This window comes from Aquipseudomonas ullengensis (assembly GCF_014174475.1).
In the GTDB taxonomy this organism is placed as follows: domain Bacteria; phylum Pseudomonadota; class Gammaproteobacteria; order Pseudomonadales; family Pseudomonadaceae; genus Aquipseudomonas; species Aquipseudomonas ullengensis.
The window spans coordinates 1-19,050 of sequence record NZ_JACJUD010000001.1; the positions used below are offsets into that span (position 1 = coordinate 1).

The following is a 19,050-nucleotide window of genomic DNA, read 5'->3' on the forward strand; positions in this document are numbered from 1 at the left end:
CCAGGCCGGCTGCTTCGAGTTTGAAATCTGTACTGAATGATCTTCTGGTCACGCAAACACCTCATGGCTGGGCGAAGCTTAACGCCCTATCGGGGTGTCCAGAATCATTGAGCCACAACACCCGCACACTCTGCCCCCTCGCCCCTTTGGGGAGAGGGTTGGGGTGAGGGGCGGAGTCTCGGCTAGGCATGACCCGGCCCTGAATCTCAGCCCCCTCACCCTGCCCTCTCCCCAGAGGGGAGAGGGTTCTGTCCCGAGTGGCTGGCAGGCGTTATGCCAATCAACCAGCGACGAGATGGCTGGCTTCTCACCCTCAATCTTCAGCGGAGCGGAGTTCCGATACAAACCTCCACAACTCGCACACTCTGCCCCCTCGCCCCTTTGGGGAGAGGGTTGGGGTGAGGGGCGGAGTCTCGGCCAGGCAGAGTCCGCTCATGGACCACAGTCCTTCATCCCCCAAAAAGAGCAAAAGATTCTGTCGGCACTGCCCCAACAAAAACGCCCGCTATTCAGCGGGCGTTTTCATGTACATGGCAGTCAGCTCGCCCAGGGCGGCGGCGGTGGCTCGTCACGGGGCGCATCTTCGGCGTTGCGCATGGCCTCCAGGCGTTCCTGCTCGGCCAGGGCGGCGCGGATCTCGCGCATCACCGCGTCGACATCGGCCTCTTCCTCCGGCTCGTCGAACTCGCCGGTGAGCTCGCTCTCTGGGGTCAACTTGCCTTCCTCGAAGAGCGCCCACATCTCCTTGGCGTACTTGGTGAAGCGCAATTCTGGAGCGAACTGGCCGAAATATTCGGCCATGTTGCCGACATCACGCTCAAGCATGCTAAAGGCATGGTTGTTCGCCGCCGCATCCACCGCCTGCGGCAGGTCGATGATCACCGGGCCATGCGGGTCGAGCAGCACGTTGAATTCCGACAAGTCGCCGTGAACCAGGCCGGCGCAGAGCATCTTGACGATCTCGCCGATCATGAACGCGTGGAATTCGCGGGCATCTTCTGGCAACAGGTCGACATCGTTAAGGCGCGGCGCGGCATCGCCGTTACCGTCGTCGACCATTTCCATCAGCAGCACGCCGTCGAGGAAGTCATACGGCTTGGGCACCCGCACCCCGGCGGCAGCGAGACGGAACAGCGCCGCCACTTCGGCGTTCTGCCAGGCGTCTTCCTGTTCCTTGCGGCCGTACTTGCTGCCCTTGGCCATGGCGCGAGCGTCGCGGGTGTTGCGGGTCTTGCGGCCTTCCTGGTACTCGGCGGCCTGACGGAAACCGCGCTTGTTGGCCTCCTTGTAAACCTTGGCGCAGCGCAACTCGCTGCCGCAGCGCACTACATAGACCGCGGCTTCCTTGCCACTCATCAGCGGACGGATCACCTCGTCGATCAAACCATCATCAAGCAGGGATTCCAGGCGTTTCGGGGTCTTCATTGCGCGGGCTTAGGGTCCTGTCGTCAGGTGTAGATTAAATGTTGCCGTTATACGGCAAACTGCCAGCGCCGCCCAGCGGCTCCCGTCATGCGGGCTGTAAGCTGCGACGCAGTGCCTCGATGGCATAGCGCACCTTGGCCGGCTGCGCATCGCGGCGCGGGGTGACGATATGGATGCCGATCGGCGCCTGCTTCCACTCCGGCAGCAGCACCAGCAAGGCGCCGCTGGCCAGTTCGGCGCGGATCTCCAGCTCCGGCTGGGCCGATACGCCCATGCCGGCCAGGGTGAACTGGCGCACCGAGAGGATGTTGTTGCACGCCACCCGGCTTTCGATACGCAGGCGCTGCTGCACCCCGCCCGGCCCGTACAGGGTGATCTGCTGGGCGCGGTCGTGGTTCAGGCTCAGCCAATCCAGCCCACTCAACTGCTCGGGCCCGACAATCGGCCCGCAGCGCGCCAGGTAGGCTGGCGCCACGCACAGGCGCATCGGCCAGTCGCCCAGCGGCCGCGCCACCAGGCTGGAGTCTTCCTGCTGACCAACGCGAATGGCCAGGTCGATGCGCTGCTCGATCAGGTCGATCTGCTCGTCCTGGAAGAACAGCCGCAAGCTCAGCCCTGGATGGGCACGCAGCAAGGGCGCCAGGGCATCGGTCACCAGGTGGCCGGAAAAACCCACCGGCGCGGCGATGCGCAGTTCACCCACCGGCGCGTCGCGCAACTCGGCCAGACGCTGCTCGGCCTGCCCGGCGAGGGTGAGAATCTGCGCGCAGCTCTGGTAGAAGCTGGCGCCGGCTTCGGTCAGGGTCAGCTTGCGGGTGGTGCGGTGCAGCAGGCTGACCTGGGTGTTCTGCTCCAGCTTGCTGATCTGCTGGCTGACCGCCGAGGGGCTCATGCCGAGGGCCTCGGCGGCCGCCACCATCGAGCCCTTGTCGACCACCGTGGCGAACAGCGCCATGCGCTTGAGCTGCTCCATTGTTAAGCCCTGCTTAATTGTTCAAGGCATTTAAGCCTCTTTTTCTCGGGTTTATCCAGCTGGGATTATTCACCCATCGAAACCTACCGAGGATATCCCCATGAAAATCGCCCTGATCGGTGCCACCGGCTATGTCGGCGCCACCCTGCTGGAAGAAGCCCTGAACCGTGGCCACCAAGTCACCGCACTGGTTCGCCACCCGGAGAAACTGCCGCAGCACGAACGCCTCAGCGCAGTCGCCAGCGACGTGAATGACGTCGCCGCTCTCAGCGCCCAGCTACGTGGCCACGACGCTGTGCTCAGTGCCTACAACCCCGGCTGGGACCAGGCCGATATCCGCGCGCAGTTCATCGCCGGCAGCCAGGCCATCGTCGCGGCGACCAAGGCCGCCGGCGTGCGGCGCCTGCTGGTGGTCGGCGGCGCCGGCAGCCTGTATGTGGCACCGGGGCTGCAGCTGATCGACACGCCGAACTTCCCGGCCGAATACAAGGAAGGCGCCGAGGGTGCGCGCCAGGCGCTCAACCAGTTGCGCGAGGAAGATGAGTTGCAGTGGACCTTCCTCTCCCCCGCCGCGCTGCTGCAGCCCGGCCCGCGTACCGGCCAGTTCCGCCTCGGCGGCGAGCAACTGCTGATGAATGGCGAGCAGCCCGGCAACATCTCGGTGGCCGACCTGGCCGTGGCCCTGCTCGATGAAACCGAGCAGCCGCAGCACATTCGCCAACGCTTCACCGTCGCCTACTGAACCACCCCGCCCTCACCCACAACGGGTGAGGCGCCCCCATGATCCCTGGAGATTGCATGAACACTTTCAACGCCTCAGCCCACGTCACTACCGATACCCCGGCGCGCTACATCAGCCGCCTGTGCAAACACTTCGCCCACAAGATCCCGGTCAGCTTCGACGAGCAGCAGGGCCGCATCGAGTTCTCCGTCGGCCTGGCCCTGCTGCAAGCCGATGAACAGGGCCTGACCCTGCGCGTGGAAAGCACCAGCAGCGAAGACCTGGAGCGCCTGCAAGGCGTGGTAGCCAGCCACTTCGAACGCGTCGCCTGGCAGGAAGCGCTGCAACTCGAGTGGCGCTGATACCTGGTGGATAGCCGCACGATGGCCGCACGATTTCTGGCGATAGCAGTGTGCCATCGCCTATGCTTGCGACTCCTCGCCAGGCTTTATCCCCCAACATGCCCAACCGTCTCGCACCGCTGTTCCACCGCCAGCACGGTCTGCGCCAGCGGCGTATAGGCCGCAGCTTCTTTATCAGCATGTCCCTGGCGTTACTGCTGGCCATCGGCTTCAGCGGCTGGAGCATCCTGCGCGACTATCAGTCCAGCACCGACCAGCAGCGCCGCAGCATGACCTCGCTGTCTCGCGCGCTGGAGGGTTACACCAGTGCGTTGCTGCAACAGAGCTACGAGAGCATCCGGGTTGCTACCCAGGAGCTGAGTAATCCCCAGGTCACCGCGGCACAGCCCGAGCGCATCTACGCCGTGCTGCACGACGCCATGCGCTACGACCCGGTGTCCAGCCAGCTGTTTGCCATCGTCGATGAGCAGGTGTTTATCGTCGACCTCGAGGGCCAGCCGCTGCACAGCCAGGAGCTGCAGCGCCAGCTCGCCAACCTGGCCCACACCACGCAGCAGGAACCGCTGCATAACCCGCTGGCCTGGCCCAATCAAGATACCTACCTGCTGCCGCTGATGATCACCCTCGGCGGCGACACGCAGAAACCGCTGCGCTTGGGCGCCCTGGTGCCCACGGAAAAATTCGGCCGCTTGCTGGAACACCTCGGCCTTGAGCAGGAGATGAACGGCGGCCTGCTGTCCAGCAGCGGCGTGGTGCTCTACCGCACACCAGAGCCGGCCAGCCACATCGGCCACGTGCTGCCCGACGACTCGCCTTTGCGCCGGCAACTGGGCACCAATAGCACCTCCAGCTTCGTCGCCGCCTCAAGCCTGAAAAACATCCCCTCCCTGTATGCACTAACTCCGTCGCCGCGCTTTCCACTGTATGCGGTGATTGGTGAAACCACGGACAGCTTCCATGGCCCCTGGCTGCACCGTAGCCAACTGACCCTCGCGCTGCTGGCCGCCAGCCTGCTCCTGCTGGGCCTGGCCGCCATGCAGCTGCGCCGCATGATCCGCCAGGTCAGCCAGGACGAGGAGTTCTACCGCCGCCTGTTCAGCGATGTGAACGACGGCCTGCTGCTGGTCGATAACGAGGGCGTGATCAGCACCGCCAACCCGGTGGCCGCGCGCCTGTTCGGTCTCGTTGACGTGGAGCAGCTGTACGGCAACAAGCCTTCGCAGATGTCTCCCGAACACCAGCAGGACGGCCGCCTCTCGGTGGTCGCCGCCAACCTGATGCGCGTCGCCGCACTGGACGGGGAAATCCAGCAATTCGAGTGGCGCTTCCTGCGCCAGGACAACCAGCAGCCCTTCGACTGTGAAATGCGCGTGTCGCTGTTCCACTGGCATGGCGAGGCCCTGCTGCTGTGCGTGGTGCACGACATCACCGAACGCAAACGCTACCTGATCGAGCAGGAATTCCTCGCCACCCACGACAGCCTCACCCACCTGCCCAATCGCTATTGGCTGGTGCGCCATATCGAGGAGCGCGTGCAACAGGTCGAGGACCCGCGCTTTGCCGTGCTGCTGCTGGACATGAACCGCTTCAAGGAGGTCAACGACACCCTCGGCCACCAACACGGCGACCGTGTGCTGACCGAGTTGGGCGAGCGCCTGCAGGACTGGCTGGGCGTGCAGAACGCCAGCGTGGCGCGCCTGGGTGGCGATGAGATGGCCATCGTCTCCGCCTACCTGGCCGACCAGACGGCACTGCACAGCCTGTGCACCGGTATCGCCCAGGTCATCGCCCGGCCCCTGGAGGTCGATGGCATCCACCTGGAATTGTCGGCCAGCATCGGCGTGGCGCAGTTCCCCGAGCACGGCACCAGCGCCAGCGACCTGCTGCGCTGCGCCGACATCGCCATGTACCAGGCCAAGCGCGAGCGCCGCGAATATGCCCTGTACCAGCGCAGCTCCGACAACTACACCCCCGAGCGCCTGGCCCTGCACACCCAGCTCGGCCGAGCCATCCGTGAAGGCGGCCTGTGCCTGCACTACCAGCCGAAGATCCGCCTGAGCGACCGCCAGGTGATCGGCTTCGAGGCCCTGCTGCGCTGGCCGCACCCGGACAAGGGGATGATCCCGCCCAGCGAGTTCATCCCCCTGGCCGAGAGCACCGAACTGATCCACCCGCTGACCCGCTGGGTGCTGGACGAGGCGCTGGGCCAGTTGCGGCGCTGGCAGGAGCAAGGCCTGGGCACCTGCCTGGCGGTCAACATCAGCACTCACAACCTGCTCAATCCGCACTTCCTGCCGGAACTGGCCGGGCTGCTCGAACGCCATCAGGTGGCTGCCGAACTGCTCGAACTGGAGGTCACCGAGGGCGCGCTGATGGAAGACCCGGAGCTGGCGCTGCGTAGCCTGCAGGCGATCCGCGAGCTGGGCGTGAGCCTGTCGATCGACGACTTCGGCACCGGTTACTCCTCGCTGGCCTACCTCAAGCGCCTGCCGGTGCAGGTGCTGAAGATCGACCGCACCTTCATCTCGGCCATGGTCGAGAACGCCTCCGACGCGGTGATCGTGCAATCGACCCTGGCCCTGGCCCACAACTTCGCCATGCAGGTGGTGGCCGAGGGGGTGGAAGACGACGCCACCGCCGCCGCTCTCACCCGCCTGGGCTGCGACATCGCCCAGGGCTATCACTTCGGCCGGCCGATGCCGGCGGCCGAGGTGGAACGCTGGCGCACTGAACGCGCTTGAGTGCATCCCCGAATCTGCTCCCGGTCTTTTCCTGGCCTGCCCGGCGGCGCATCGCCGGTGGATAAGCAGAGCGTTATCCACCCTACGTAGCATGACGGTCCGCACAGGCCTGCCCTTACTCCCATCGTCCTCGCGCAGGCGGGGACCCAGGATGCTGCAAGCAGTGTGCAGATACGGGGAACGCGGTTGCCGCCGGCCACTGGCTTACTCCCCTTCGGGCCAGCGCGTCAGGGCGTAAAGCAGTGCGCTATCCCAGAACCTGACGACCCGCGTAGGGTGGAAAACCGCGCAGCGTTTTCCACCACCTGGCGCCAAGCGACTCAGCTGGCCGGTAAGGTCAACTCGATGGTTTCCCCCAGCGACTCGTCCAGGCGCTGCAGCTCGCAATGGATGGCTGCCGCATCATCGGCCAGGCGCACGGCAATGGAGGCGAACTCCTGTTCGCTCTCGATCAGCGCCAGCACCACCGACGGATCGAAGCGCGTGCCGCTGGCGGCGCCGATCTGCTGCAGTGCTTCGGCATGGCTGACCGATGGGCGATAGGGGTGATGGCTGGTCAGCTCCTCGTAGCAGCCGACCAGCGCCATCAGCCGCGCCGCCAGGGGGATCTGCTCGCCACGCAGGCCCTGCGGATAGCCGCTGCCATCCCAGTGTTCATGCTGGCTGTAGACAATGTCGCGGGCGTCGCTGAGAAAGCCTGTGCTGCTGCCGAGCTTGGCCTCGGCGGCCAGCAACGCATCGCGCCCGGCTTCGGCATGGCGGTGCATCAACTGCAGGTCGGCGCCCTGTAATGGTACCGGGCTGAGCAGGATGCGATCCGGCAGGACCAGCTTGCCAATGCCATGCAGCAGCGCCGAACGGCCCAGCTGGGCCAGGCGCTCGCCACTCAGCTCGTCGGCCAGGGCCGGCTGCTGATAGGCCAGGGCGGTGGCCAGGGTGGTCATGTAGGGTTCGATACGCGACAGGTGTTTGCCGCTGGGGTTGTCGCGCATGGCGGCGAGGCTGGCCATGGCCTCGATGGTGACCTCCTGCAGGCGCTGCATGTCGCGGGTACGGCGGCGCACTTCCAGTTCCAGGTACTCGCTCTTGTCGCGCAGGAAGTCCGCGCTGGCCTTGAGCTGCAGTTGCGCATGCACGCGGGCGAGGACGATCGGTGGGCTGATCGGCTTGGTGATGTAGTCCACCGCGCCGAGGTCGAAACCCTGCTGTTCATCGGCCACTTCGCTCTTGGCCGTGAGGAACACCACGGGGATGTCCGCCGTGGCCGGGTTGACCTTGAGCAGACGACAGACTTCGTAGCCATCCATCTCCGGCATCATGATGTCGAGCAGGATCAGGTCCGGCTGCTGGCTGCCGGCGGCAATGCGCAGCGCCTTGACCCCGCTGCTGGCGACCTTGACCCGGTAGCTGTCCATCAGCAGCTCGCTCATCAGCTCCAGGTTCTCTGGCGTGTCGTCCACCACCAGCACCAGCGGCTGGTCTGATCGATCAAGTATTTGCTCCATTACCCACCCCATTCAAAGCGTCAGTTGTCGCCGGGTCGCCGCTACCTGCAGCAGTTCCAGCGCACGTTCGAAGTCAAAACCACGTACCGCTGCCGCCAGCATCGCATAGTCATGAGTAAAGGCGCTGCGCAGCAGTTCAGCCTGCTCGTCAAAGACTTTTCCGGCACGCGGATTGTCCTCGGCGAACAGTTGCTGCAACTGCCGGCACAGCTGCTGCAGCTGCTGTTCATCCACCGCCGAGACGGGCTCTGCAGCGGCCGGCGGAAATTGCGCGCGGATAGCGCCAACCAGGCTGGCGAGGCTATGTTCCAGCTCCGCCAGCAGCGTACCGAGTTCCTCATGGCGAGCATCCTTGATCGCACTTTCCAGGGTCGCTGCCTGGGCCGCCAGGTCCAGGGCACCGAGGTTACCGGCGAGCCCCTTGAGGCTGTGGATCAGGCGTTCGGCGCTGTCGCTCTCCCCCGCCGCCAGCGCGCTGCGCAACTGCCCGGGGAAGTCCGCCTGGCTGGCGGCGAATTTGCTTAGCAGGCGCTGGTACAGCTCAGGCTTGCCCAGCACCCGGCGCAGGCCGCTGGCCATATCCACTCCCGGCAAGTGCCAGGCGGGCGCGGACTCCGCAGCCGGCATGCCCTCCAGCAAGGGCTCATCACGAATCTGCAGCCAGCGCCCGAGGGTACTCCACAGCTCGCTGGGGTCGATGGGTTTGCCCAGGTGGTCATTCATCCCCGCCGCCAGGCAGCGGTCGCGGTCGGCGGGCATGGCATTGGCGGTCATGGCGATGATGGGCAGCGTGGCGAAGCGCTCCTCGCGGCGGATCGCCTCGGTGGTGGCGATGCCATCCAGCACCGGCATCTGCATGTCCATCAGCACCAGGGCGTAGTAGCCGTCGGCATGGCTATGCAGCAGGTCGAGGGCGATGCCGCCGTGTTCGGCCTGATCGATAAGCAGACCGCTTTCCTGCAGCAGCCCGCAGGCCACTTCCCGGTTCAGTTCGTTGTCTTCCACCAGCAGCACGCGCTGGCCGGTGAGGTTCGGCACCTGCTCGCCCACCAGCAGGCGCCCGTAATCCTGGGCACTGCCGACGCCACCCAGGCTGCGAATGACCGCATCGAACAGCAGGGAAGGATTGAGCGGCTTGAGCAGCACATCCTCGATGCCGATCTTCTGCGCCCCCAGCATCACGTCCTCGCGGCCATAGGCGGTGACCATCAGCAAGTGCGGTGCCGGCTCCAGGCCCAGTTCCAGCACCCGCCGGGCGACTTCCAGGCCATCCATGCCCGGCATCTGCCAGTCGAGCAATAGCAGTTCGAAGGGCTGGCGCTGCTGCGCCGCCAGTTGCACCCGTTGCAGGGCAGCCTTGCCCGAGTCCACCGCCTCGCTGCGAAAACTCATGCTGGTCAGCAGGTCGTTGAGCACCTGGCGGGCACTGTCGTTGTCGTCCACCACCAGCACCCGGCGCCCGCGCAGGTCGGCCTGGGGCAGCAGCACCTGGGCCTGCTCGACGGCGATGCCGAGTGGCACGCGGCACCAGAACAGGCTGCCGCTGCCGACCTGGCTTTCCACCCCGACCTGCCCGCCCATGGCCTCGGCCAGGCTCTTGCAGATGGCCAGGCCGAGGCCGGTGCCGCCGTATTTGCGCGTGGTCGAGTTGTCCGCCTGCTGGAACGACTCGAACAGCCGGCCCATCTGCTCGCTCGTCATGCCGATCCCGGTGTCGCGCACACCGACGTACAGCAGCAGCTCGTCGCTGCTGCGCTGCTCGGCGCGCAGGATCACCTCGACCTCGCCGCGCTCGGTGAACTTGACCGCGTTGTTGGCGTAATTGATCAGGATCTGCCCCAGGCGCAGCGGATCGCCCACCAGGGTCTGCGGCAACTCGGGGTCGAGGTTGAACACCAGTTCCAGGCCCTTGCTCGACACTTTGTCGCCGATCAGGTTGGCGAGGTTTTCCAGCACCTGCTGCAGGTCGAAATCGATGTGTTCGATGGTCAGCTTACCGGCCTCGATCTTGGAGAAGTCGAGGATGTCGTTGATGATCCCCAGCAGGTGCTGGCCGGCCTGCTGGATCTTGCTCAGGTAGTCGCGCTGGCGCGGATTGAGCTCGGTCTTCAGGGCCAGGTGCGACATGCCGATGATGGCGTTCATCGGCGTGCGGATTTCGTGGCTCATGTTGGCCAGGAAGTCCGACTTGAGCTGCGCCGCCTCCTCGGCCAATTCCGCCGCACGGGCCTGGGCTTCCTCGACCTGCTTGCGCTGGGTGATGTCGCGGCTGACACCGACCAGGCCGAGCAACTGACCCTGGTCGTCGTGGAAGGTGGTGCGCAGGGTGTCGAAAATCACCCGCCGGCCATCCGGGTAGATGGAAAAGCCCTCGCTCTCGTAGGGGCCGTTCCAGTTCAGCGCCGTGCGGTCATGCTCGGCGCGGCTCGCCGCCCACTCGGGATGCAGGAACTCTGCATCGCGCAGGCCGACGACCTCCTCACGACTCTTGCCGAACAACTCGGCGCAAGCCTGGTTGATGCCGACGTAACGGCCCTCGCCATCCTTGAACCAGATCGGATCGGGGATCGCATTGATCAGCGCCACCAGGGTGCTGCGCTGGCGCTGCGCCTCGGCCTCGGCGCGCTGGCGCTCGGCGATCTGCACCGCCAGACGGCGGTTCCACCAGAGCACAAACACCACAAGCCCCAGCAGACCGAGCAGATAGGGCCAGCCGACCTGCAACAGGCGCCGCCAGTTGAACGCGGTGAGCGGCGGCAGCCAGCGCTCCTTGATCGCCTCCTGTTCAGCGCTGCTGATATCCGTCAGCGCCTTGTCCAACAGGTGATGCAATTGCGGCAGGTCGCGGCGCACGGCAAAACGGAACTCGCTGCTGGACAGGCCACTCTCGCCGCGCACTTCCAGGTTGGTCAGGTTGAGCTCGCGAATCTGGTAGCTGGCCACGATCATGTCGCCGACATAGGCATCCGCACGCCCGGACGACACCGCCCGCAGCGCCGCAGCGGTGTCGTTCACCTCCAGCAGCTGGATGTTCGGCACGGCATCATGCAGCGCCTGCTGCAGCACATAGCCCTTCTCGATGGCCACGCGCTTGTCCGCCAAATCCACCAGGCGCTGCACGCCGACATCGCCACGGGTGAAGATCAGGCTGCTACTGGTCAGGTAGGGCTCGGTGAACGCCATGAAACGCTCACGCTCCGCCGCCTTGGCCACCGACGGCAGCACATCCACCTGGCCACTATTCAGCGCCTTGAGGGCAGCATCCCAGTTGTCCACCAACACCGGTTCGAAGCGCAAGCCCAGACGCCGGCCGAGCGCCTCCAGGTAGTCGCCGCTGAGGCCGCGATGGCGGCCCTGCTCGTCGATCACGTCGAATGGCGCCCAACCCGCCCGCTCGACCCCCACGCGCACCATCGGATGCGCCTTGATCCACTGCTGCTCTTCCTCGCTCAAATGCACGGCAGCCGGCGCGGCGAGAGGCAACAGGCAAATCAGCAGACAACAGAGGCGCAGCATGACGAGGTCCTTTCGACTACGAGGGCGTCTTGAGCTTAGCCAAGCCGTTTGAAAGTCATCTGTGGATTGGCAGCCCCTGGGCACTGGTCGACAATCCCCCCATGCCGATTGAGGACACCGCCATGCTCGACCACGACCTTTGCTGGCAAGCCGTCTGCGACCGCGACGCCACGCGTGACGGCCAGTTCGTCTTCGCCGTACGCAGCACCGGCATTTTCTGCCGGCCGAGTTGCCCGGCGCGCCGGCCCAAGCGCGAGAACGTCAGTTTCCATCGCGATGCGGACAGCGCCGCCGCGGCCGGCTTTCGCCCGTGCAAGCGCTGCTCGCCCCTGGGACAGAGCCCGGCCGAGCAACTCGACGCCCTGGTGGTGGCCGCCTGCCAGTTGCTGGAGCGCAGCGAGCAACCGCTGACCCTGGAGCAGTTGGCCGCACGCATCGGCCTGTCCGCCTCGCACCTGACTCGTGCCTTCAAGGCCCGCACCGGGCTGACGCCCCGGGCCTGGAGCGAGGCGCAGCGACGCCAGCGCCTGGATGCGGCACTGCCGCAGGCCGAGTCGGTGCTGCAGGCCGCACTGGACGCCGGCTACTCCGGCACCCGTGCGCTGTACCAGCAGGCCAGTGCGCTGAGCCCCGCTCAACGCCGCCACAAGGGCGCCGGCGAAGTCCTGCGCTACGCCATCGCGGCCTGTCCGCTGGGTTTGTTGCTGCTCGCTGCGAGCAGCAAGGGCGCCTGTGCGCTGCTGTTCGGTGACGATGAAGCCAGCCTGGAGAGCGAACTGCGCCAACGCTTCGCCGCCGCTGACCTGCAGCGCGACCAAGCCGGCCTGCACGACTGGCTACAGCAAGTACTGGCGCAGATCGACGAACCCAGCCGCGCCGCACACCTGCCCCTGGACATGCGCGGCACGGTCTTCCAGCAACAGGTATGGCAGGCCCTGCGCGGCATTCCGGCCGGGCAGACGCGGCGTTATGGCGAACTGGCCGAACAGCTCGGTAGCCACGCCCGCGCCGTGGCCCGCGCCTGCGCCAGCAACCCGCTGGGCCTGCTGGTGCCTTGCCACCGGGTGATCGGTGCCAGCGGCAGCCTCACCGGCTATCGCTGGGGCGTGCCACGCAAGGCCGCACTGCTGAAGAAGGAAGGCGAATAGCTCGCTCCTACCGGTGTTTCCAGCTTGCGATGCGCGCCCTTCAGGCCGAAGCTATGCGGCTTGAAGGAGCCCCACCGATGAACCTCGCCGAATTGACCCAACGCCTGCACGCGATCCGTGATCGCAACGACTGGCGCCCGTTCCACAGCCCGAAGAACCTGGCCATGGCCGCCAGTGTGGAAATGGCCGAGCTGGTGGAAATCTTCCAGTGGCTCAGCGAAGACCAGTCCCGCCAACTGCCCGCTGAAACCCTGGAACACGCTGGCCAGGAAGTCGGCGACATCGTCCTCTACCTGTTGCTGCTGTGCGCCGAACTGGGCATCGACCTGGAACAGGCGGTACGGGCCAAGCTGACCGACAACGAAAGGCGTTTTGCCCAATGAGCGATCGTCACTTCGATGAGCTGGCGACGCGCTTCGCCGAGAAGATCTACGGCGGTGCCAAGGGCGCGATCCGCCTCGCCGTGCTCCAGGCCGACCTCAAGGAAGCCCTGCCAGAACGCCCGCTGCGCGTGCTGGATATCGGCGCCGGGCTTGGCCACATGTCGCTGTGGCTGGCCCAGCGTGGCCACACCGTGACCCTGGCCGAGCCGGCCGAACCGATGCTGGAAGGCGCCCGCCAGCGCTTCGCCGAGGCCGGTGCCAGCGCGACCTTTATCCAGGCGCCGTGGCAGGAGCTGCTCGGCCAGCTCAACCAGCCCTACGACCTGGTGCTGTGCCACGCCGTGCTGGAGTGGCTGGCCGAGCCGCATGCCATCCTGCCGGTACTGCACCAGCTCACCGCCCCCGGCGGCTGGCTGTCGCTGGCGTTCTACAACAAGGACGCGCTGGTCTACCGCAACCTGCTCAAGGGCCATTTCCGCAAGCTGCGCAAGGCGAGCTTCGCCGGCGAAAAGCAGAGCCTGACGCCGCAGCGCCCGCTCGACCCGCGTGAGCTGGCGGCGCAACTCGACGGCCACTGGCAGGTCGAAACCCAGAGCGGCGTACGGGTGTTCCACGACTACATGCCGGTGGAATTCCAGGCCAAGGCCGAACTCTCCGACCTGCTGGAAATGGAGCTGGCCCACCGCCGCCATCCGGCTTTTGCCGGGCTGGGCCGTTACCTGCATTGGGTTTGCCGGCCGATATAGAACCGTAGGGCGGGTGCAACCCGCGAACCCCTGTCGCGCGGATTGCACCCGCCCTACGCCAACCTTCTCCGCCCATGACCGGAGCCTCCCATGAAAGCCCGATCGCTGTTGCTCCTGTTGCCACTGCTGGGTGCCTGTCAGAGCAGCAACCCCTATGTCGCCGACTCGCGGCCGCTGCCGCCGGCCCCGCTCAATGCCGCCAACCTCTTCGACCGCAGCGCATACCCGAGCGCGCCGCGCGATTACGGGCAATACCGCAACTGGAGCTGGCGCAATGGCCAGCTACCAACCGGCAGCGCCTGGGCCGACAGTGCCTTGCTGGCCGAAGCAGTGGGCAACGGCCTCGACCAGCGCGGCCTGCGTCCGGCACAGAATGCCGCAGCCGACCTGCAGGTCAGCGCCGACCTGAGCCTGGAGCGCCGCCAGGTCCAGGTGCGCGACGACTACGGCAGCTACTACGGCAACGGCCCCTATGGCGACCGCTACGGAATGTACGGCAGCGTGCCGCTGGTGCGCAGCTACGAGGTGGAAGTGGCCGTGGTGCGTATCGACCTGTTCGACGGGCGCAGTGGCGAACCGGTGTGGAGCGGCAGCGCCGAAACCCAGCAGGACGGCAAGCAATCCGAGCGCGCCGATGCCCTGCGTAAAGCCATCGCCGATGCCCTCGGGCACTATCCACCGGAATGAAAACAGCGCTTGCCGGATGTACCGGCATGCGCTTGCATAAAGGCTCTACCACGGAGGTTTCGTCATGTTCCGCCGCTTGCTGTTAATACCGGCCCTGCTGTTGCTCGGCGCCTGCCAGACCAATCAAATCGACCGCGATTTCGATGCCAGCCGCGACTTCGCCGGCTACCGCAGCTGGAGCTGGCAGGAGCCAGGCCTGCAGTACCGCCCCGATGACCCACGGATCAAGAGCGACCTCACCGAGCAGCGCCTGCGCGAAGCGGTCAGCCAGCAACTCGACCAGCGTGGCCTGCGCCCCGCCCAACCCGGCAGTGCCGCCGACCTCAAGGTGCAAACCTGGCTGATCATCGACCAGCGCCAGGACCAGGTCAGCACCAACTACGGCGGCGGTTACTGGGGCGGCGGCTGGGGTGGCTACTGGGGCCCACCGCTCACCGAGACGCGCACCGTCGACTACAAGGTCGCCACCATCCAGATCGACCTGTTCGACGGCAAGGACGGCAAGCTGGTCTGGCGCGGCAGTGCCGAACAGCTGGTGCGCCAGTCTCAGGCCAACCCGAGCGAGCGCGAAGCGGCGATCCGCGCCACGGTGGGCAAGGTGCTCAGCCAGTACCCGCCGCAATGAATGACCAATTGCTCAGCCATCGCCCCGCCGACGAGGCGGACCTGGCCGAGGTGGTGGGTTTCGTGCGCAACGCCGACGAGCTGTTCTACGCATTCCCCCGCGCACACTGGCCGCTGAGCCGCGAGCAACTGCTAAGCGCCTACCACGAACGCCAGGGCAACACCCTGGCCCTGCTCGACGGCCGCGCCGCTGGCTTCGCCAACTTCTACCAGAGCCAGCCCGGCGAGTTCTGCGCCCTGGGCAACCTGATGATCGCGCCCTGGGCGCGCGGCGCCGGCGTCGCGCAGTACCTGATCGGCGTGATGGAGCGCCTGGCCGAGCGCGACTTCCAGGCCCGCGAGCTGCGCGCCTCCTGCTTCAACCACAACAGCGCCGGGCTGCTCCTGTATGCCCGCCAGGGCTACCAGCTGTGCGGCGTGGTCGAGCGCAGCCGCAACGACCAGCGCGTGGCGCTGCTGCAGTTCAGCAAAAGCCTTAAAAGCTGACCCTCCGACCAAGTAAGCCCATACTGTCGCCCCTTTTTCCCGTGGAGACAGCCATGCCCAACTGGTGGCTCCTCGCCCTGCCCCTGATCGCCGGCACCTTCATGCCGCTGCAGGCGGGCATCAACGGCCAACTGGCCAAACACCTGTCCAGCGTCCTGGCCGCCGCCCTGGTGTCGTTCCTGGTCGGCGGCTGCGCGCTGCTGATCGTGGTTGCCAGCCAGCGTGACCTGCCCAGCCTGGAGCTGCTCAAGAGCCTCAGCTGGTGGCACTGGAGTGGCGGTCTGCTGGGCGCGTTCTTCATCGCCACCGCCGCCTACTCGGGGCCGCGCATCGGTGCCCTGTTGTTCATGGTGCTGGTGCTGGCCGGCCAGTTGGGCATGGCCCTGCTGCTGGACCACAAGGGCTGGGCGGGCTTTCGCGAAGCACCGATCACGGCCGGCAAGGCCGCCGGAATGGCGCTGATCATCGGCGGACTGTGGCTGATCCGGCGCGGCTGAGCAGTGATGGCAATTAGATGGCAGATCCGGCTATGCTGAGGTCGGCCGTTTTTGTGATCACAGCACATGCCCGATTCCGCGATACCCCATCAGCCACACACCTTCGCCCTCTGGCGCGAAGCCCAGGACACCCGTGTACGCACGCGCCTGGGCGGCATCTATTACCTGCTGGCCTGGCTGCTGAGCTGGCTGTTCAGCACTGCGCCCAGCGACATGCTGCTCAGCGGCCTGCTCGGTACCGCCCTGTTTACCCTGCTGCTGGCGCTGCGCTGGCTGCACCGCCTGCCACAGGAGGAAAGCGATAGCTGCCTGCGCGCCTGGATCGACCGTCACTGGAGCCTGATCCTCGTCACCTCGCTGGCCTGGGGCCTGGCCCATGCCTGGACCCTCTACAGCACACAGTTCGAACCCTCGCGGCTGATCGCCACCCTCAGCACCGTGGCCTTCAGTACCGCCATGGCCTTCAGCTTCTCGATGCGCAAGGGCCGCTGCATCCTGGCCATGCTGTTTCTCTACCTGCCGGGCCTGGCTGCCCTCGGCCTGCACTGGGAGACGCAGCAGGCGCTGCTGATCACCCTGGCCTTCTACCTCAGCTACCTGCTGCTGGCGCTCAGCCGCAGCCACCGCGAGTACCAGGCGACCCTGGCGCTGGAGCAGGAACTGCTCTACCAGCGCGAACGCTTCGACCAGCTCAGCCGCACCGACAACCTGACCCAGCTCGGTAACCGCCTGCAGTTCAACACCCTGTTCCCGGTGCTGGTCGCCAGCGCCCAGCGCGTCGGCAGCCCCCTGTCACTGGTGCTGCTGGATATCGACTTCTTCAAGCGGATCAACGACGAGTTCGGCCACGCCCTCGGCGATGCCTGCCTGGCTGCGTTCGCCGAACGCATGCGCGCGACCTTCCGCCGCGACAGCGATGCCCTGCTGCGCCTGGGTGGCGAAGAGTTCGCTGTGCTGATGGTCGACACCACGCTGGAACAAGCCCGCGAGCTGGGCGAGCAGTTCCGCCAGGAACTGTCCAGCCACGGCCTGGAGGTGCAGGGCCGGCACCAGCCGCTGACCACCAGCCTGGGCGTGGGCTGCTTCGACAGCGCCAACGACGCCAGTTCCGCCGCCTTCTTCAAGCGCGTCGACGATGCGCTGTACCGCGCCAAGGCCAATGGTCGCGACTGCCTGGTGCTGGCCGATCTCGACTGAAAGCCGCTGCGTCCATCCTTAGAGGCGAAACCGCCCCATCTGCGCCGCCAGGTCTTCGGCCAAACCGAGCAGCACGCGGCAGTTCTCCCGGCATTCGGTGACTTCGCTGGCCGTGGAGTGCGCCAGGTCGGCGATGCCCTGCACGTTGCGGTTGATCTCCTCGGTCACTGAACTCTGCTCCTCGGTGGCGGTGGCCACCTGGTGGTTCATGTCGCTGAGACGGTCCACCTGATCGGCAATCGACTCCAGCGAGCGCCCGGTGCTCTGGCTGGCCTCGACCCCGGTGCCGGTGGCCTGCTGGCCGGCCTGCATGGAGCTGACCGCCGCCTCGGCGCCCTGCTTGAGGCGCAGGATCATCTGCTGGATCTCGTCGGTGGACGCCTGGGTACGGCTGGCCAGGGTGCGCACCTCATCGGCCACCACGGCAAAACCGCGACCCTGCTCACCGGCACGCGCCGCCTCGATGGCCGCGTTGAGTGCCAGCAGGTTGGTCTGTTCGGCGATGCTGCGGATCACCGTCAGCACCTGGTCGATGGACGCCACCTGGGCAGCCAGCTCGCCCACCGCCTGCGCCGCCGTGCCGATTTCGCCGGACATGCGCTGGATATGCGCAATCGAGCCGCCCACTTCACGCCGCGCGGTGTCGGCCTCGTCGCGCGCCGACTGCGAGACTTCTGCTGCATTGCCGGCGTTGCGCGCGATCTCCTGCACGGTCAGGCCCATCTCGTGCACGGCGGTGGCGACCAGGTCAGTCATGTCCTGCTGCTGGCCCGAACGCGTGGCCGTGTTGTCGACCACCTTCGCCACCAGGGCCACCGAACCGCGCAGGCGTTCGCTGGTGGCCAGTACCTCGCCGATCAGCTGGCGCTGGCCTTCGAGGAAACGGTTGAAGCCGCGAGCCAGATCGCCCAGTTCGTCGCCGCGCGACTCGTCCAGACGGCGGGTCAGATCACCACCGCCACCGCCGATTTCCACCAGCGCACCGGTCACCCGACGAATCGGCCGCACCAGGCCACGAGCCAGCAACACCACCAGCCCCAGGCAGAGCAACGCCACCGCCGCACCGATCAACGCGGTGACCAGTAGCGCCTGGCGCGCTTCGCCGTAGACCTGTTCTTCCGGCAGCTCGGCCACCAGTTGCCAGTCCAGCGACTGCAGCGGCAGCGACATGGCCAGATAGGCCTCGCCGTCGCGCTCGAAACGCAGCGCCTTGCCAGTCTGGCTGCCCAGCTCGCGGGCCACCTCGGTGCCAACCAGTTCGCCCAGGCTGCGCTTGTCGCTGATCTGCGCATCCGGGTGCACCTTGACCTGGCCCTTGCCATCCACCAGGTAGACCTTGCCCGCCTCGCCCAGGTGGAAGCCGCGCACCAGGTCGGACATCGCACTCAGGCTCAGGCCCAGGCCGCCAACACCCAGGGTGCGGCCGCCCACCTCGATGCGCTGGTTGATGAACAGGGTCGGCACCGCGGTGGTCTTGTCGATGTCGACATCCAGCGAGCGCGCCTTGCCGCTGTCGACGAAGTCATAGAACCAGGCATTTTCCGGCGCCCGGCTGAGGGTGCGGTCCAGGCCATCGCCGGTGTAGTAGTGGCCGGAGTCCACGGCCACCATGAAGGTGGTCAGGGCCTTGTTGGATAGCTGCTCCTGCTTCAGGTAGCGCACCATGGCCGCCTGTTGCGCCGGGTCTTCGCCCACGGCCAGCCAGTCGCTGACCATGCTGTTGCCGGCGATGCCGCGGGCGGTGGTCAGGGGCTCGCTGAGCACCCGTTCCAGGTCATTGCGCACCGCTTCCACGCGCGCCGGCAGCTCGCCGTTGACCAGGTATTGCTCGACCTGGCGGTTGGCCACGCCGGAGTAGATGAAGATGACGATCAGCACGCTGACCATGAGCGCCGCGCCCATGCTGAGGATCAACTGCCACTGGATGCTGCGTCGCCAGAAACCCATCTCGTACTCCTCGACCGCTATTACGGGTGCGGGCCGATTACGGCCTGCGCTGTTGCTGTATCGACCAGGTTCCGGCCTGGCTTGAGGCGACT

16 protein-coding genes are annotated in these 19,050 nt (G+C 66.3%); 11 read left to right on the forward strand and 5 right to left on the reverse strand.

Annotated features, from left to right (window positions below):
• Positions 1 to 537: 537 nt before the first annotated feature.
• Both H3H51_RS00005 and H3H51_RS00010 read right to left on the reverse strand, forming a co-directional pair.
• Positions 538 to 1,425, reverse strand: coding sequence for a PA4780 family RIO1-like protein kinase (locus tag H3H51_RS00005; protein ID WP_183086968.1), 888 nt, complete (start codon positions 1,423 to 1,425; stop codon positions 538 to 540).
• 85 nt (positions 1,426 to 1,510) lie between these two features.
• Positions 1,511 to 2,398, reverse strand: coding sequence for a LysR family transcriptional regulator (locus H3H51_RS00010; RefSeq protein ID WP_183086969.1), 888 nt, complete (start codon positions 2,396 to 2,398; stop codon positions 1,511 to 1,513).
• A 100-nt stretch (positions 2,399 to 2,498) separates the two neighbouring features.
• Between H3H51_RS00010 and H3H51_RS00015 the strand changes: the two genes are divergently transcribed.
• From H3H51_RS00015 to H3H51_RS00025, 3 genes are all read left to right on the forward strand, one after another.
• Entirely contained in the window at positions 2,499 to 3,140 is a 642-nt protein-coding gene (locus tag H3H51_RS00015) for an NAD(P)-dependent oxidoreductase (RefSeq protein ID WP_183086970.1), read from the forward strand.
• 56 nt (positions 3,141 to 3,196) lie between these two features.
• Positions 3,197 to 3,481: a DUF2218 domain-containing protein gene (locus H3H51_RS00020; RefSeq protein ID WP_183086971.1), complete on the forward strand. Its 285-nt coding sequence runs from the start codon at positions 3,197 to 3,199 to the stop codon at positions 3,479 to 3,481.
• Between the two features lie 98 nt (positions 3,482 to 3,579).
• Positions 3,580 to 6,222 (forward strand): bifunctional diguanylate cyclase/phosphodiesterase, encoded by a 2,643-nt coding sequence (locus H3H51_RS00025; protein ID WP_183086972.1) that lies wholly within the window; start codon positions 3,580 to 3,582, stop codon positions 6,220 to 6,222.
• Between the two features lie 320 nt (positions 6,223 to 6,542).
• Here the strand turns inward: H3H51_RS00025 and H3H51_RS00030 are convergent, their stop codons facing one another.
• Together H3H51_RS00030 and H3H51_RS00035 are read right to left on the reverse strand one after the other, a co-directional pair.
• On the reverse strand, positions 6,543 to 7,727 hold the full coding sequence (locus tag H3H51_RS00030; protein WP_183086973.1) for a response regulator: 1,185 nt from the start codon (positions 7,725 to 7,727) through the stop codon (positions 6,543 to 6,545).
• A 12-nt stretch (positions 7,728 to 7,739) separates the two neighbouring features.
• Positions 7,740 to 11,243: a response regulator gene (locus tag H3H51_RS00035; RefSeq protein WP_183086974.1), complete on the reverse strand. Its 3,504-nt coding sequence runs from the start codon at positions 11,241 to 11,243 to the stop codon at positions 7,740 to 7,742.
• Between the two features lie 122 nt (positions 11,244 to 11,365).
• On the opposite strand from H3H51_RS00035, the gene ada reads away from it, so the two are divergent.
• The 8 genes from ada to H3H51_RS00075 all read left to right on the forward strand — a co-directional run bounded on the left by ada (position 11,366) and on the right by H3H51_RS00075 (position 17,011).
• The gene (ada, locus tag H3H51_RS00040; protein WP_183087993.1) at positions 11,366 to 12,391 is read left to right on the forward strand and encodes a bifunctional DNA-binding transcriptional regulator/O6-methylguanine-DNA methyltransferase Ada; all 1,026 of its coding nucleotides are present in this window, start codon (positions 11,366 to 11,368) and stop codon (positions 12,389 to 12,391) included.
• A gap of 77 nt (positions 12,392 to 12,468) precedes the next feature.
• Entirely contained in the window at positions 12,469 to 12,774 is a 306-nt protein-coding gene (locus H3H51_RS00045) for a nucleotide pyrophosphohydrolase (protein ID WP_183086975.1), read from the forward strand.
• The gene (locus tag H3H51_RS00050) at positions 12,771 to 13,520 is read left to right on the forward strand and encodes a methyltransferase domain-containing protein (RefSeq protein ID WP_183086976.1); all 750 of its coding nucleotides are present in this window, start codon (positions 12,771 to 12,773) and stop codon (positions 13,518 to 13,520) included. Before H3H51_RS00045 ends, H3H51_RS00050 begins: the two co-directional genes overlap by 4 nt.
• 90 nt (positions 13,521 to 13,610) lie before the next feature.
• A complete protein-coding gene (locus tag H3H51_RS00055) occupies positions 13,611 to 14,207 on the forward strand; it encodes a DUF4136 domain-containing protein (protein WP_183086977.1) in 597 nt (198 codons plus the stop codon).
• A gap of 64 nt (positions 14,208 to 14,271) precedes the next feature.
• Positions 14,272 to 14,832: a DUF4136 domain-containing protein gene (locus tag H3H51_RS00060; RefSeq protein WP_183086978.1), complete on the forward strand. Its 561-nt coding sequence runs from the start codon at positions 14,272 to 14,274 to the stop codon at positions 14,830 to 14,832.
• A complete protein-coding gene (locus H3H51_RS00065; RefSeq protein WP_183086979.1) occupies positions 14,829 to 15,317 on the forward strand; it encodes a GNAT family N-acetyltransferase in 489 nt (162 codons plus the stop codon). The genes H3H51_RS00060 and H3H51_RS00065 overlap by 4 nt, the downstream gene beginning before the upstream one ends.
• Positions 15,318 to 15,370: 53 nt before the next feature.
• Positions 15,371 to 15,814, forward strand: a complete 444-nt coding sequence (locus tag H3H51_RS00070) for a DMT family transporter (protein ID WP_183086980.1) — start codon at positions 15,371 to 15,373, stop codon at positions 15,812 to 15,814.
• A 66-nt stretch (positions 15,815 to 15,880) separates the two neighbouring features.
• On the forward strand, positions 15,881 to 17,011 hold the full coding sequence (locus H3H51_RS00075; RefSeq protein ID WP_183086981.1) for a GGDEF domain-containing protein: 1,131 nt from the start codon (positions 15,881 to 15,883) through the stop codon (positions 17,009 to 17,011).
• Positions 17,012 to 17,029: 18 nt separating this feature from the next.
• Here H3H51_RS00075 and H3H51_RS00080 read toward each other — a convergent pair whose 3' ends face one another.
• Positions 17,030 to 18,958: a methyl-accepting chemotaxis protein gene (locus tag H3H51_RS00080; protein ID WP_183086982.1), complete on the reverse strand. Its 1,929-nt coding sequence runs from the start codon at positions 18,956 to 18,958 to the stop codon at positions 17,030 to 17,032.
• Positions 18,959 to 19,050 lie beyond the last annotated feature (92 nt).